The following is a 15,007-nucleotide window of genomic DNA, read 5'->3' as shown; positions in this document are numbered from 1 at the left end:
TTTCAATCACCCAACTTGACCGCGATGTCTTAGATAATGGTCAGCAATAGCACAAGCAACCATCGCTTCACCAACAGGAACGGCACGAATCCCAACACATGGATCATGACGTCCCTTTGTTATAACGTCTATATCATGACCATCAACATCAATGGAACGACGAGGTGTTAAAATTGATGAAGTAGGCTTTACAGCAAAACGCGCAACAATTGGCTGTCCACTCGATATTCCCCCTAAAATACCACCAGCATGATTGGATAAAAAAAGCGGTTTTCCATCATTTCCCATTCGCATTTCATCGGCATTTTCTTCTCCCCTCAAGCGGGCTGCCGCAAAACCATCACCAATTTCCACACCTTTTACCGCATTAATCGACATAAGTAACGAGGCAATATCTTGATCAAGCTTTGCGTAAATAGGGGCTCCTAAACCTGCCGGAACATTTTCTGCAACGATCTCAACAACCGCACCAACAGATGTCCCCTCTTTACGGAGTTTACTGATATAGTCACTAAAAATGTGAACCATCTCTGCATCAGCTGTAAAAAAAGGATTATTATCAACCTCTGACCAATCCCAACGATCACGATTAATATTATGAGGACCAATTGCTATCACTGCTCCTCGTACACTCAAACCAGGAACGATTTTACGAGCAAATGCACCTGCTGCAACACGTGCTGCCGTCTCCCGTGCCGAAGCACGTCCCCCGCCTCGAAAATCACGAATGCCATATTTAATATCATAAGTATAATCCGCATGTCCTGGACGATACTGATGAGCAATTGCTCCATAATCTTGAGAGCGTTGATCTGTGTTTCGAATCAACAGAGAAATTGGTGTACCTGTTGTCACCAATGTCGTTCCATCGTCTTGAACAACAACTCCTGAAAGGACCTCTACTTCATCTGGTTCTCGGCGCTGCGTTGTGTATTTTGATTGTCCTGGCTTGCGTTTATCAAGATAAGCTTGAACTTCTGCAAGAGTAAAAATAATTCCAGGTGGACAACCATCAATGACACAACCAAGAGCAGCACCATGACTTTCACCCCATGTTGTTACACGAAACAAATGACCAAATGTATTATGCGACATGAAAAAAGATCCATTTCTCTGTCAAATATATACAACGATAACGTATGTTGTGTGCTATACACAAAACAGCTCTTTTCTCCCAAATACTCTTGGACACCTTAAATTTGGTCAAATTACTGCTGTCTAATAAAATCTTATAAACCAAACTTTATTCTTTAACGACAGAAATGTCTGGGGCATCAACTGCTTTCATACCTATGATATTATAACCCGAATCGACATGATGGACTTCACCGGTAACAGAACGAGACAAATCTGAAAGAAAATAAAGCGCAGAATCACCAACCTCTTCAATTGTTACCGTACGACGTAATGGAGCATTATATTCATTCCATTTTAAAATATAACGAAAATCACCAATACCAGAAGCCGCTAACGTTTTAATTGGTCCAGCAGATATAGCATTAACACGAATATTTTGGGGACCTAAATCTACCGCTAAATATTTCACGCTCGCTTCAAGAGCGGCTTTGGCAACCCCCATTACATTATAATTGGGAACAACCTTTTCTGCACCATAATAGGTTAGTGTCAAGATTGAACCACCATCTGGCATCAATTTTTCTGCACGCTTCGTTAGAGCTGTTAGCGAATAAACGGAAATATTCATGGTCATCATAAAATTTGATTCGCTGATATCAATATAACGACCACTTAATTCATCTTTATCAGAAAAACCAATAGCATGAACTAAAAAATCAAGTTTTCCCCATTTCTTCTCTATTTCTCTAAAGACCGTATCAATAGAGACACTGTCAGAAACATCACAATGTCCACAAACAAATCCATTTAATTCTTCAGCCAAAGGCTCGACACGCTTTTTCATTGCTTCACCCTGATAGGTAAAAGCAAGCTCTGCCCCTGCGCTACTTGCCGCTTTAGCGATTCCCCAAGCGATGGAGCGATTATTGGCCAACCCCAAAATTAAACCACGCTTACCGTACAATAAACCATTACCCTTAGCCATCAGCACTGCCCCATTGTTACTTAAAATTAGTATTATTCACCTGCCTATGACACAGGTCAACTTTTTCTTCAAGCAATTGGTTTAAAATCAAACAAAAACTACGCTTTTATATATAAAATTTTTAAAATTAATCTTGTTGCATTTGCAAAAACTGTTCTAGTGCGGCGGCATTTTCATCTCCCGGCAACATAATGCGAACATGCACATAAAGATCATCTCTTGTACCATTTTTTAAACGAAGCCCTTTCCCTTTCAACCGTAAAACGCGATCAGAACTTGACCACGCAGGAATCGTTAAAACCACACGCCCCTCCAACGTCTCAACTTCTTCTTTTGCTCCCAAAACAGCATGTTTGAGAGAAACTGGTAAATCAAGATGGAGTGCTCTTCCTTCAACCCGAAAACGAGGATGTTTTTGAATCTGAATGGTTATTAACGCATCTCCTGCTTGCCCGTGAGGTACCTCTTCTCCCTGACCTTTTAAACGAATAGTCTGTCCGTCTTCAATATAATCTGGCAGTTTAATTTTTAACTTTTTTCCATTTGGAAAAACAGCTTCCACCTTTTCTGCGCCAACCATCTGCTCTAATGTTATGGCAAGATTAGCACGAACATGTGCTCCTTGTTGGGGACGGTTATAGTGTGTAGAATTCGAAAAGCTACCTCCTCCTCCAAACAGATCCCGAAAAATATCACTCGCATCAAAACTTGCACCACCTGAAGAGGAAAAATCAAATCCCTTTGCTCTTCCTGAAAAGGGATTTTGTTTATTGCTAAAATTTTCACCAGCACCATAGGCTTGATAAAGCGGTTTTCCTTCCATATCAATTTCACCGCGGTCAAATTGTGCCTTTTTATCTTTATCACCTATAATTTCATAGGCTTGATTAATTTCAGCAAATTTCTCTTTAGCCTTTGTATCATCTTTATTATGGTCTGGATGATATTTCTTCGCTAATCTTCTAAATGCCGATTTAATCTCTTGCGATTTTGCGGTACGTGCCACACCCAGAATCGTGTAGGGATCACGCATATTGCCCTCTTTTCAATTTCTTCGTTTTCAAAATATCAACTGATACGTTGTTCAATATCCCTTATAGCTTCATCAGTCTATTCTAAAGAATAATTTCTTCTTTTCTCTTTATATGTCTATCAATAAACTAAAATACCAGATAAAATGAGATATTTATTTAATATAGCTCCTTGTAGTCTATGCTAAAGTAAAAATAATTAAATTACCATAGAAATACACGATAGCATTGGCTTTTTGAAAATAAGAAAAAATGGTACTGTGACTTCTTGATGATAAAGTAAATGAGAGAATGCCTCACCCATGCTCACTGATATTTGGAGAAACTATGAGCAAAAAAATACCAACAGATGATCATTTTATGCAAATGCAAAAACCTTTTGAACTTTTCGCAAAGTGGCTTGAAGAGGCAACGATAAGTGAAATAAATGATCCGAATGCTATGGCATTAGCAACAGTTGACGAAACAGGACTCCCTAATGTTCGTATGGTTCTCCTCAAAGACTACAATCGCCAAGGCTTTGTCTTCTATACCAATTATGAAAGCTGTAAAGGACAAGAAATTTTAAAATCAATGAAAGCATCCTTAGGTTTTCATTGGAAATCACTCCGTCGTCAAGTCAGAATTAGAGGAATCGTTGAAAAAGTAAGTCAACAGGAAGCCGATGCCTATTTCCAATCGCGACCACGTGGTAGTCGAATTGGTGCATGGGCCTCTAAACAATCTCAACCTTTAGACAATCGTTTTGTGCTCGAAAAAGCAATTGCTCAATATACTGCGCGTTATGCTCTAGGCAATATTCCACGACCACCTTATTGGTCTGGGTTTCGTGTTAAACCCCTTTCTATAGAGTTCTGGTGCGATCGCCCATTTCGTTTACATGATCGTCTGCTTTTTACACGGGATTGTGTTGAACACAGCGATTGGAAAAGACAAAAACTTTATCCCTAATCCTTCAAACTTCATCGTTATGAAGATTTTTTCTTCGCAACAATTAAACAAATATTTTTTATTCGAAAAATTCTAAAAGAAGCTGATTTATTTTATTTAAATAGAAGAATTTTATTTTCACTGTAAAGGTTAATTGGTGATATTTTCTACTGTATTGCTTAAAAATAGATTATCAACAAGCTTATTAAAAAAAACATACTGTATTCAATAGAAACTATGATTTTAGCTAACTTATTTTTAGACCGCAGAATAAAATATCATCCATATACCCCCACATACTAAACCAGCAAAAATCACAAAACCAATAAGCGAATTAGATTTGAAAAGCCTGAGGCATTGTGAACTATCATCTATATCAATGACTTTAATTTGAATAAACATATGGATGCTTGCCACAAAAATCCCAAAAAAACTAAGAACAGGAACTCCAGCTAAATAAAATGCTAGACTAACGAACATCACAAAACCACCATACAAAAATACTAAAGCACGCTTGGTTGCTTTACCAAAAAGAAGAGCCGTAGAACGGACACCAACAGTAATGTCATCTTCTTTATCTTGATGTGCGTAGATTGTGTCGTATCCTATGGTCCACAAAATTGATCCCACATAAAGCAAGATTGGTGCCCAGCTTAAACTTCCAAAGACAACAGCCCACCCCATTAATGCCCCCCAATTAAATGCAACGCCTAAAAAAAACTGCGGCCAATATGTTACGCGTTTCATAAAAGGATAAAATGCAACAGCTATCAATGACGAAATACCTAGAAAAAAACTAAACCTATTAAATTGTGATAAAACAACTAAACCAACTAAACATTGCACAAGTATAAAAACTCTTGCTTGCAACCGACTCACATGACCTGTCGGCAATGGGCGAGAACGTGTCCTTTCTACCTGAGCATCAATTTTATGGTCAATAAGATCATTCCAAGTACATCCTGCCCCTCGCATAGCAATAGACCCCAGAAAAAAAAGAAAAAGATACCAAACCCAATGAAGAAACATTGATAAAAGAGTATCGTAATGCATGTTATAAGAGAAAAAAGCCATTGTTGTTGACCAAAAACAAGGCCACATCAACAATTGCCAACCGATAGGCCGATCCCAACGCGCCAATTGCGCATAAAACCATAAAGAACGGGGAAGGAAGCTGTAGACCCATTGTTTGGAAGATGCATCCATAACCCGTCCTTGGCTATCATAGGACTGAACATGCGCGATATTTTTATTTTTTTTCATCAAATGATTTACCTTTGGTCTTGCGATAGAGACATTTCATTCTTATGAGAAGGGGATGAGATTAATTATCTTTTATGAGAGGAGCAAGCAATGAATATTCTTCTTATTGGCTCAGGTGGACGAGAACATGCTTTAGCATGGAAAATAGCAGCATCACCACTGCTAACAAAGTTATATTGTGCTCCTGGAAATCCTGCAACAACAGAATTTGGTGAAAATATTAATTTGAACATTGATGACCATCCCCTTGTTATTGATTTTTGTAAAGCACATTCTATTGATCTTGTAATTGTAGGACCAGAAGCACCCTTGGTGGCGGGTATAACAGACTCTCTTAATAGCGCTAACATCTGTGTATTTGGTCCTACTCAAAAAGCTGCTCAACTAGAAGGTTCAAAAGCCTTTACAAAAGATTTATGTCGGAAGAATAACATTCCTACAGGAAGTTACCAATGCTTTAATGATGCCTCTAAAGCTAAAGCTTACATTCAGCAACAAGGTGTTCCCATTGTTATTAAAGCTGATGGCTTAGCAGCTGGCAAAGGTGTCGTGGTTGCAACAACTATGGAAGAAGCGTTTAACGCAGTTGATGCCTGCTTCAAAAGTACATTTGGAGATGCAGGAAACAAAATTGTTGTAGAATCTTTTCTTGAAGGTGAAGAAGCAAGCTTCTTCTGCCTTTGTGATGGTAAAGTTGCTCTTCCTTTTGGATCTGCTCAAGATCATAAACGTGTAGGTGATGGGGATACTGGAGCAAACACCGGTGGTATGGGTGCTTATTCACCAGCGCCCATCATGACCAAAGAAACAGTGAATCGTACCCTCAAAGAAATTGTTGAACCAGCTTTAAAAAGCATGAACGAAATGGGAACCCCCTTTAAAGGCATTCTCTTTGTCGGATTAATGATAACGCAAAAAGGACCCGAATTAATTGAATTTAACGTACGATTCGGTGATCCTGAATGTCAAGTTTTAATGATGCGCCTCAAAGATGACATTTTGCCAATTTTTCTTGCTGCTGCTCAAGGAAAACTTGAAAATGAGCCTCTTCAGTGGTCTGAAAAAGCTGCTCTCACCGTTGTTATGGCTGCTAATGGTTATCCAGACTCTCCCCAAAAAGGTACTGTTATCCGTAACGTTGATCAAGTAAACTCTCTTCCCGATGTGAGAGTTTTTCAAGCTGGTACAGTGTTGCGTGATGGAGAACTCATTGCAAATGGTGGACGTGTTCTCAATATAACTGCAACAGGAAAAACGATTACGCATGCACAAAAACGTGCCTATGAAGCTGTTGATTGTATTGATTGGCCAGAAGGTTTTGTTCGTCGTGATATCGGATGGAGAGCCGTTGCGCGAGAAAATAAAATCCTTTGAATATTCTTTATTTACGATTTTATTATTTTATATAAGAGCATGACACACAAATTTTCTCACTGTTTTACGTTGACCATAATTTTGAAAAAATGAGTGTGCTTTCCTTTGAACAATCAAATATTATAAATAGAATATCTACTCATGATAAAATAGGAAAATTTTCTGAATCTGAAAAAAATTCAAAAACACTTCCAGTAATCTTCTGGTGTTTTAATGATGTGACAAAAACCCAAAATTATACCGCAAAAAAACAGTTTCTATTGTTATGAAAACCGTTTTTACCTCTCCGAAAAAAGCGTTTAACGTAATTGATTCCTGCTGCAAATGTATGGTGTTAAAAAACTCTTCATTTACAATCATTGGCTTCCTCTTTGTCTTCAAGAACCAAAAGTCACACCAAATTCCGTCTGTAAAGGTCTGGATTTTCATTGAGCGGATTCCTCTTGCTTCCCACTCATATGCTGCACTTACACAAATACCTACAAGCAAACTTAAGAATATTTGCCATATCTTCTAAAACACTTCATGTGTGAAGTTTACACGCCTTATATTACCGCTCCAAACAACGATGTTTTACAGCACAACAAGATAAATGCTGACGGTAGTACAAAAATGAATACATGTTAATATTACTGGAGTGCAATTCGATTCGCAATCACCAAACGCAAGCCTAACGGATTGCTATAACGAAGTAAAAAACGCTTTTGTTTAGAATGTGCTGTTGTACCAAAAAATCGATGTAAATCAGAACGATCTTTTACAACCAGAATGCGATTATCTTCATTGATCATAAGCATGGGAAGGCCATAAGTATCCGCCCATAACCGCCAATCCAGAAGAACATTATTCAAATCTCTGGAAACCAAAAGCGGTATACAAGCTTCCTCATCGGCATGAAGTAATTCTAATGCAACAGCTCTTTCTCCTGAACGCGTTTTTACGGTACGTGCTGCAATTCCTTGGAAATGATAAGGGGGTATTAAATGCGATAAACTTGAAGGCATATCCGTTTTAAAAGAAACACCACGCTCATTTAACGAACAAATAACCTGATTACCCGTTTTGGATGAAAAATATGTCGTCGTTTGTGGCAAATGGCACGGATCTAACCGAAATTCAAGCACCGCTTTTGCCTGATTAAAGCATTGATTAGCCATATACATTATCCCAATTTATCTTAAATAACATACACCCTTTAGCAGCTTTTTCTCATTGGATTATTAAAAGTTTGAATAAAAAACAACTGGTTTCTTTTTTGGTTATTAAAATCTAAACAAAAATACATGATCACCATTCTTGAATTATAATACTTTTCCAGGATTCATTATCCCTAAAGGATCGAGCGTTTTTTTAATCCCTTGCATAATATCCAATGCGACAGGCGATTTAAAAGAACGAAGTTCTTCGCGCTTAAGCTGACCAATTCCATGCTCAGCAGAAAATGCACCTCTATAGTCCACCACTAAACTATGAATGCGATGATTCATTGTTGACCATAACTGCAAGAACACTGCCGTATCAGCTCCTACAGGTTGTGTAATATTATAATGTAAATTTCCATCGCCCATATGTCCAAAACAAATCACCCGTGCTCCTGGAGCAATATCTTCAACAATAAGCGCTGCCTCAGCAATAAAATCAGGAATAGAAGCAAGTGGGATAGCAATATCATGCTTAATGGACCCTCCTGCTAACTTTTGTGCTGATGATATACTTTCTCGTAATTGCCAAAAAAAATCTTGCTGTTTTAAAGATTGCGCAACAACTGCATCTTCTATCACCGCATTCTTTAAAGCTTCTTCTAAAATAGTACTCAATACCGATAACGCCTCATCATTGCCTTGCAACGATGAAATGTTCATTAATACATACCATTCATGTTTCCGCTGAAGAGGAAGCTTCTCACACATCTTATAATCTAAAGCCATTTGCAAACTGAGATTTCCCATGAGCTCAAAACCTGTCAACATCCCTCCTCCATATTCTTGAGCCAGAGATAAAAACTCTAAAGCCTTCGCCGGACTATATAATCCCACCAAAGCAACAGCTTTTCCTTTTATTTTTGGAAACATCTTCAAAACGGCTGCGGTTATAACACCCAATGTGCCTTCTGCACCAATAAAAAGATCTTTTAAATCGTAACCGCTATTGTCTTTTTTAACAAAACGCAAATCATCTAAAATACGCCCATCCGGTAAAACAACTTCTAAACCAAGACAAAGATCACGCATATTGCCATAAGCTAAAACAGCTGTCCCTCCAGCATTCGACGAAAGATTTCCTCCTACTTGGCAAGAACCTTCAGATGCCAAAGAAAGAGGGAAAAAACGACCTGATTCATCCACTTTTTTCTGTAAATCCTGTAAAATAACACCAGCCTCTACAACAACAAAGTTTCCCTCAAGATTTATAGCTCTAATCTTATTTAATCGCTCCATGGATAAAAGAACGCCCCCTCCTCTTTCATCTGGTTGTTGCCCCCCCACAAGCCCTGTATTTCCACCCTGTGGCACAATCGGTGTGCGCGTTTTGCTCGCTAACTGCATAATCAATGAGACCTCTGCGCAAGAAGATGGACGTAAAAGTAAAGGTGTTTTTCCATGAAAAAGCCCACGCTCTTCAAGCAAATACGGTGCAATCAACGCTTGATCTGTTATAGCATGCTTAGCACCAACAATTTCCCTAAACCCCTCAATTAATTCCTGCTCCATGTTCATTTCTCCTTTGGAGCTGCAGCCCGTATAAGACGATCATTGATAGCCTCCCCTAATCCGTATAATGGAATAGGTTCTACTGCGATACATCTCACTTTAAATGAATCTAATTCCTTCATATATTGAAATAAATGAGAGGCTGCCTCTTCTAACTTTCCATCTTCGCTAAGGTTTAAAATAGACACGGCATTTTCAGCCCCCATAACACGCTTTGAACCAAATGCTAAAAGCGCTTCACCATTTTCCACCTTTTCTACATTCAAACGAACCGTAGCATTGGGAGCATAATGCGACTTTAACATTCCAGGAGCTTCAATCGCCGCCCTTTGATCTATCCGTTTTAAAGGCTTCCCCACAACTTCTTCAATTTCATCAGCCGCAAGCCCCCCTGGACGCAAAAGATAAATATTTTCACCACAAATTTTAATAATCGTTGATTCCAGACCTATTTTAGCAGGTCCTCCGTCCAATATCAAAGGAACAGATTCCCCCAAAGATGCAAAAACAGCCTCAGCTGAAGTAGGGCTAAGACGCCCCGATTGATTCGCACTAGGAGCAGCAAGTGGGCGGCCAAAATGTTGTACCACTTCTGCAAAACGACTGTCTGGAAAACGAACAGCCAAGGTATTCAAACCAGAGGTTGTTAAAGGATGGATATTATGCTGTTCCTTTAAAGGCAAAACCAATGTCAAAGGCCCTGGCCAAAATTCCTCCATTAATTGGCGTGAAAGAAAGTCAATTTTAACATAACGTTCCGCCATTTCTATGCCGCTGACATGCGCAATAAGAGGATTAATTTGCGGACGACCCTTTGTAGAATAAATAGAAGAAATTGCCCTTCCATTGGTTGCATCGCCCGCTAATCCATAAACAGTTTCCGTTGGTAACGCTACTAACTTCCCTTGTTCAAGAAGCGCTATTGCCTCTCTTATCGAAGCACTATCGAGTGGTAGAATCGTCATGACACATCATTTCTATAACACTCTTTTAGTGATATTATGCTCTTTTTTATTCATATATCACATTGATTTATATGTTTTTTTAAAGTATGTGGTTCATAAATAAAGGTTAGGGAATAGGATTTTCCAATATTCTTCTACAGAACATATCTTATTCTTCTAACTTTCTCTAATAATTTTTTGAATTTTGCTAAGTTCTCTTGTGAAAAGCTATTGTTGAAACTCTTGACATAGACTTAACGTGCAGTACATTGTACTACAATTGAATAGGGGATTTAGAAATGGGAAAAATTCAAGCCCGCATACCTGATCAAGTTCAAGAAATTGCAAGTGCAGTTATTAAGTCTACGGGTTTAACTGTATCGGATGCAGTACGCATGTTTATGACCCGCATTGCTAGAGATCGAACATTACCGCTTGGATCTTTCAACCAAATCCGGAAACATTACGAGCTATCGAGGATGCCGAAATGGGATGCGTCGAACGTACATCATTAGACGGCTTAAGGACCATGATACGCGAAGATAGAACCGAAATGCGTAAATCTGAAAAGAAAACCTAAGCTTGCTATATTGTCTATACGCGTTCATTCCGGTCTGACCTTAAACGTGAAAGCAAAGGTAGGTATGGCTAATACACTAGAGAAGGATTTGCTGCTTGTGGTCAAAGCGTTAGCGGAGAATGAACCGCTAAAAGCGCATTGGAGAGATCATGCGCTAACAGGTCAATGGCGCAATTGTCGTGATTGTCATATCAAGCCAGATTTAGTTTTGATCTATCGAAAGCCGAATACCAAAACACTAGGGCTCTTACGACTTGGTTTGCATTCTGAACTACGCTTATGATTGGATCTCCAATTCATAGTAAAAAGAATTTTTCGAAGTTTTTGCTTGTATGACAGTTTTTCTAATTCTTTGAGAACCACTGCTTCAAATGAGCGAAGATGTTGTCTATCGCATCCATGAGGCGTGCAAAATCAAGAATAAGCAAAAAAAGAAAAAATGCTATCCACTTCATCAAGCGAGACATCATTTTCACGCTTTGATAGGTGATGATCATTTCTTGAAGCATTTCTTTTTCTGATTCTGTAAGCTCTGTGTGTTTTTTGGATTTTTTTCTAACCATGTTTCCACCCACACAAGCGTTCACCTAGATTATTGTGCTTTAAGATCTCTCTTGCTAAATTGGAACTGATGGCGTTCAGATCTTTCTTGTCTAAATAAATTGGCAACCAGCCAACACAAGAAGAAGCATATTTATTTGTCATGCAACCAGTGAGAGAGAGCAGCACGCATATCAGCATCACTTTTTTGATTAACTTCACTTTCCACCTCAAGCCGTGTTGTGGCTGCTTTTAAAGCTTTTTCTGTTTGCTTTTGTTGCTCTACTTTTTTCCCAAGAGTAAAAGCTTTTGCTAAGGCAATAAAAAAAGCGGCTAAAGCCGCACCTGTTACCATCAAGTTTCTTTTCATCCATAAGATCATAGGCGGTGCTCCTGAAAGCGTTTAGCTACAAAGAAAATGCCAGTACATGCGGCTAAAACCATAATGGCGGATAAAGCCCATTGGATTGGTCCATTGCCCGCTAAAAACCCACCAAGACCTGAGAAAGAACCAATAATCGGTGCCAATGCTTCTGCTTTGAACCCCCCGTTGGTGCTTGCGTTTCTACTGTTTGATAATTGGAAGAAACATAAGCCCCTTTCGCCCATAGCCCTGCCTCTTCTACACGCCGGTGTACAAGACCTTGTAAACGTTTGCCTCCCGCTTTGGTCCATTTCTGCAATTCGGTTGGTACCGCTTCATAATCCCCCGATTAAGCCTTTTAAGTAGTGTTCTATAGGCTTCTTGAGGGCTTAACGTGTTGCCTATAACTTTCATGGCAAGATCTGGATATTGCGTGAGTGCTTGCGCATCTTCATCGCTATACCCTTTAGAACGTAAAAATTGCAAAGTTTGTTTATGTTGTGCGCGTTCCTTGTTGCCCTGCCGCATAAGGATAGATGCATTTGAAAAACTTTCTTGTGGTGTCTTTCCTAACGCAAGCCCTGCAAAAAAATCCATTAAATGTTCGGAAAATTCTGATTTTCTAAAACGCTCCCATAAGCTACTTGGATTTGCTCCTGTCTGAACAAAGTTATCAAGTGACTTGATATAATCTGTTTTTTGTTCAAGATCACCACTTTCTTTTAAATACTCCTCTTCTGGTAAGTGTGCATTCAAATGTTTTTCTTTTCCTATGGGTGCATCAAAAAGCTTTTCCTCATCATTTCCAGAATTGTTTTTCAAAGAGTTTTCCGCTATAGATTTCTCATTAAGTTGAGCAATATAATCCATCACATCTTTTTGCTGTCGCCCAGCTTCATCCCCATTAGACTGATCAATGTTCGCAACAAGTGGAGATTGAGGAATCATTGATGCAACACCTCCCTGCTCTGAAAAATCATGTTTTTGTTGCTCTGGTACCTCTTGTATCTTAACAGTATCCTTTGAAACATCCGGCAATGGAGGCATTTGGCGCTTTAAATCATCTGTAGACATAATCAATTCTGCTGGCGTTTTTTCCCAGCTTGTTCTGTCCCTGCTTGAGAACCGCGAATAAGCTCTGTAGGACTCAATTTTTGCGGAGTATTATCCCCATTGCTCGCATCAAAAGGGTCTGTGCGACAAGCAGCCCGTTCTAAAAAACTTGGCTTGTATCGTCCTTCCAACGGCGTGCTTGGAGGCATCGAGCGTTGTTGCAATAAATATCTAGGTAACTGCGGTATAACCTGATACATTAAAGGACGCAAAAATTTTGGATCAAACAACTTTAAAAGAGAATTTGTGTTTTCTTGTTCCATCACTGCACCCTTTCCATCTCGCAGCCACGCTTGCTATAATCTACATGCAAAAAACCTATCGCCTTATGCAAGAAAACAGCTTCAGGTTTTGACTTCAAAACATCTTGTGCCATCACCCCGCGATAACGCTCTGGATAGCCCCTGTAGTTATACTCATAGAGTTTGTATCCATCTCGCTGCCCTACTCGTACGATATTTTCTTTCGCTCTGATGTTGCTAAGCCCAGCAAAAGTACCAAGGATAGTTCCAACATTTCCAACAATCTCCCACGGATTAGGTTTTTTATATAACAAAATATTGATTTATAATAATAATCTAGCGTTATTTATATTGAATTAGCCTCCCGAATAACGTAGGATTCTCTCATTTCAAATCTGTTTATCTTGAATCAATCAAAATCACTTGCTTGCACATCATAAGCGGGGCTGATGTGTGGGTAAAAACTATAGAAGAAAGGAGTAAAAATGATTCTTATGAATCGTCTTAAGAGCCAAGGGCTGTAGCAACACCCACGAGCTGGTTTTGTACACTTTCAAAAATGATATCTTTACCTTCTCCCAAGGTGATATTCCCGCTCTGCTCACCATTTGCATAAACAGGATTGGTCCCAGCGATAATATCGGCTCCAACACCTTGAATGCTGCCTTATTTAAAGTGTCATCCGCTTGAATAAAGAAGGAGACGGCTTTGATCCCCTACTTCATTCGTGATTTTATCCAACGACCTTTTTAACGATGGGGAGGACGCTTTGGTGATCGCTTTTGTAAAGCTTTTTGCTTTTGCTGACGTTTTTTTTCATCCTCAAAATGCGTTAGTAAAGCGCTTTCCTGTTTCGTTTTGTTGGTCACACCAAAGGTGTCATTGTCCATAAATTGCTGATATCCTGCTATCATTAAATTGCTTAGGAATGAGCCACTTTTGGGAGGTTGTGTAAAATAGAGCCCTTTTGAATTTTGCAATTTATACCGGAAACCTGCTTTTTTCATGCACTCATAAACTGAGGCAAATTCACTCGCATACGAATTCATATCACTAGAAGAAGCATAAACCGGTTTCCAACCACATTTTGATAAGGATTGTTGGATCATCGCTTTATCGACACCTGGTTTTTCCCATAATGCTAAAGTTGATGGAGGAGGTTGGTTAACACATCCAGCTGTATTTAAGAGAGCTATGCAACTCAATAGTTTTAAGATTTTCTTCATTATTCCCCTCCTTCAGTGGGTTTCTTTACAATAAAACAGCTCGGAAGCTTGTTGATATTTTCTGTCACCGCTGCTTAAAACAACGGTGAACAATATTGAGATGATGGATTGAGGGAACAGTCCCGCCATTCCAAGAGAAGGCAAGGATAGCGGATTGTTGATCATCACAAACAGCAAGACTTAAGGCTCGCATTCAGGTTGTTCTGGATGCTTTGTACAAAAAGGGCTGTTCAAGCGCTTCTTGACACTGCGCTGTGGTATGACAGCACCTGGACGACAAATCGGCAAGTTTTTCTCTTTAAAAGTATAACACCAGTTACCCCTCCCTTTATAGTGGAATCCTGCTTGGAGCATGCAGGCATAAGTTGTTGCTTTAGCATTAATGCTCTGCTGTTGGTTTTCTGGAAAAACATCATAAGGGGTTGGCATACCACATTCTAACAATGCTTTTCCTATCTCCGTAAAATCTGCTCCAGACTTCTCCCACATACTTAGATACCCTGGAGGAGGCTTATCGATGTTACATCCAGCTACACTAACCAAAACTATTCCGCTTAATAATTTCAAGATTTGTTTCATTTTTTCCTCCCTGAATATTTTGAATAAATTGGCGTACGATTAGGTGAA

At 39.2% G+C, this 15,007-nt stretch carries 15 protein-coding genes and 4 pseudogenes; 4 read left to right on the top strand and 15 right to left on the bottom strand.

Annotated elements, in window-relative coordinates; all coding sequences use genetic code 11:
* Nucleotides 1-6: 6 nt before the first annotated feature.
* From aroC to ACFINE_RS00085, 3 genes are all read right to left on the bottom strand, one after another.
* On the bottom strand, nt 7-1,095 hold the full coding sequence (aroC, locus tag ACFINE_RS00095; protein ID WP_375620648.1) for a chorismate synthase: 1,089 nt from the start codon (nt 1,093-1,095) through the stop codon (nt 7-9).
* Nucleotides 1,096-1,243: 148 nt separating this feature from the next.
* Nucleotides 1,244-2,062 (bottom strand): enoyl-ACP reductase FabI, encoded by an 819-nt coding sequence (gene fabI / locus ACFINE_RS00090; RefSeq protein WP_375620647.1) that lies wholly within the window; start codon nt 2,060-2,062, stop codon nt 1,244-1,246.
* 127 nt (nt 2,063-2,189) lie between these two features.
* A complete protein-coding gene (locus tag ACFINE_RS00085) occupies nt 2,190-3,095 on the bottom strand; it encodes a DnaJ C-terminal domain-containing protein (RefSeq protein WP_375620646.1) in 906 nt (301 codons plus the stop codon).
* A gap of 325 nt (nt 3,096-3,420) precedes the next feature.
* Here ACFINE_RS00085 and pdxH point away from each other — a divergent pair, with 325 nt between their 5' ends.
* Complete coding sequence (gene pdxH / locus ACFINE_RS00080; RefSeq protein ID WP_375620645.1) at nt 3,421-4,044, top strand: pyridoxamine 5'-phosphate oxidase; 624 nt, start codon at nt 3,421-3,423, stop codon at nt 4,042-4,044.
* A 237-nt stretch (nt 4,045-4,281) separates the two neighbouring features.
* On the opposite strand, the gene ubiA is transcribed toward pdxH, so the two are convergent.
* Nucleotides 4,282-5,286: a 4-hydroxybenzoate octaprenyltransferase gene (gene ubiA / locus ACFINE_RS00075; protein ID WP_375620644.1), complete on the bottom strand. Its 1,005-nt coding sequence runs from the start codon at nt 5,284-5,286 to the stop codon at nt 4,282-4,284.
* 90 nt (nt 5,287-5,376) lie between these two features.
* On the opposite strand from ubiA, the gene purD reads away from it, so the two are divergent.
* The gene (gene purD / locus ACFINE_RS00070) at nt 5,377-6,660 is read left to right on the top strand and encodes a phosphoribosylamine--glycine ligase (RefSeq protein WP_375620643.1); all 1,284 of its coding nucleotides are present in this window, start codon (nt 5,377-5,379) and stop codon (nt 6,658-6,660) included.
* A 629-nt stretch (nt 6,661-7,289) separates the two neighbouring features.
* On the opposite strand, the gene ACFINE_RS00065 is transcribed toward purD, so the two are convergent.
* From ACFINE_RS00065 to ACFINE_RS00055, 3 genes are all read right to left on the bottom strand, one after another.
* Nucleotides 7,290-7,817: a DUF6101 family protein gene (locus ACFINE_RS00065; RefSeq protein WP_012754813.1), complete on the bottom strand. Its 528-nt coding sequence runs from the start codon at nt 7,815-7,817 to the stop codon at nt 7,290-7,292.
* A 144-nt stretch (nt 7,818-7,961) separates the two neighbouring features.
* Nucleotides 7,962-9,371 carry an FAD-binding oxidoreductase gene (locus ACFINE_RS00060; RefSeq protein WP_375620642.1) on the bottom strand — a complete coding sequence of 470 codons (1,410 nt, stop codon included), beginning with the start codon at nt 9,369-9,371 and terminating at the stop codon, nt 7,962-7,964.
* 2 nt (nt 9,372-9,373) lie between these two features.
* Complete coding sequence (locus ACFINE_RS00055; protein WP_375620641.1) at nt 9,374-10,336, bottom strand: L-threonylcarbamoyladenylate synthase; 963 nt, start codon at nt 10,334-10,336, stop codon at nt 9,374-9,376.
* A 278-nt stretch (nt 10,337-10,614) separates the two neighbouring features.
* Here ACFINE_RS00055 and ACFINE_RS00050 point away from each other — a divergent pair.
* Both ACFINE_RS00050 and ACFINE_RS00045 read left to right on the top strand, forming a co-directional pair.
* Nucleotides 10,615-10,895, top strand: a pseudogene (locus ACFINE_RS00050) (type II toxin-antitoxin system RelB/DinJ family antitoxin).
* A 9-nt stretch (nt 10,896-10,904) separates the two neighbouring features.
* Nucleotides 10,905-11,178 (top strand): annotated as a pseudogene (locus ACFINE_RS00045) (type II toxin-antitoxin system YafQ family toxin).
* A gap of 61 nt (nt 11,179-11,239) precedes the next feature.
* Here ACFINE_RS00045 and ACFINE_RS00040 read toward each other — a convergent pair.
* The 8 genes and pseudogenes from ACFINE_RS00040 to ACFINE_RS00005 form a co-directional block, all read right to left on the bottom strand.
* On the bottom strand, nt 11,240-11,458 hold the full coding sequence (locus ACFINE_RS00040) for a hypothetical protein (RefSeq protein WP_375611113.1): 219 nt from the start codon (nt 11,456-11,458) through the stop codon (nt 11,240-11,242).
* On the bottom strand, nt 11,451-11,657 hold the full coding sequence (locus tag ACFINE_RS00035; protein ID WP_375620640.1) for a hypothetical protein: 207 nt from the start codon (nt 11,655-11,657) through the stop codon (nt 11,451-11,453). The genes ACFINE_RS00040 and ACFINE_RS00035 overlap by 8 nt, the downstream gene beginning before the upstream one ends.
* Nucleotides 11,590-11,817, bottom strand: coding sequence for a hypothetical protein (locus ACFINE_RS00030; protein ID WP_375620639.1), 228 nt, complete (start codon nt 11,815-11,817; stop codon nt 11,590-11,592). The genes ACFINE_RS00035 and ACFINE_RS00030 overlap by 68 nt, the downstream gene beginning before the upstream one ends.
* Nucleotides 11,814-12,168: pseudogene (locus tag ACFINE_RS00025) on the bottom strand (lysozyme); the annotation flags it as partial. The pseudogene ACFINE_RS00025 and the gene ACFINE_RS00030, both read right to left, overlap by 4 nt.
* A pseudogene (locus tag ACFINE_RS00020) lies at nt 12,163-13,175 on the bottom strand (hypothetical protein); the annotation flags it as partial. The pseudogenes ACFINE_RS00025 and ACFINE_RS00020, both read right to left, overlap by 6 nt.
* A gap of 728 nt (nt 13,176-13,903) precedes the next feature.
* Nucleotides 13,904-14,380 carry a hypothetical protein gene (locus ACFINE_RS00015; protein ID WP_375620638.1) on the bottom strand — a complete coding sequence of 159 codons (477 nt, stop codon included), beginning with the start codon at nt 14,378-14,380 and terminating at the stop codon, nt 13,904-13,906.
* A 64-nt stretch (nt 14,381-14,444) separates the two neighbouring features.
* Complete coding sequence (locus ACFINE_RS00010; protein ID WP_375620637.1) at nt 14,445-14,573, bottom strand: hypothetical protein; 129 nt, start codon at nt 14,571-14,573, stop codon at nt 14,445-14,447.
* Complete coding sequence (locus ACFINE_RS00005) at nt 14,561-14,959, bottom strand: hypothetical protein (RefSeq protein WP_375620636.1); 399 nt, start codon at nt 14,957-14,959, stop codon at nt 14,561-14,563. The genes ACFINE_RS00010 and ACFINE_RS00005 overlap by 13 nt, the downstream gene beginning before the upstream one ends.
* Nucleotides 14,960-15,007 lie beyond the last annotated feature (48 nt).

Origin of the sequence: Bartonella sp. AA97HXZ, from assembly GCF_042196985.1 — a bacterium.
GTDB lineage: Bacteria > Pseudomonadota > Alphaproteobacteria > Rhizobiales > Rhizobiaceae > Bartonella.
Note: the sequence above shows the minus strand (reverse complement) of the source record. Positions and strands in the feature narration are given on the sequence as shown.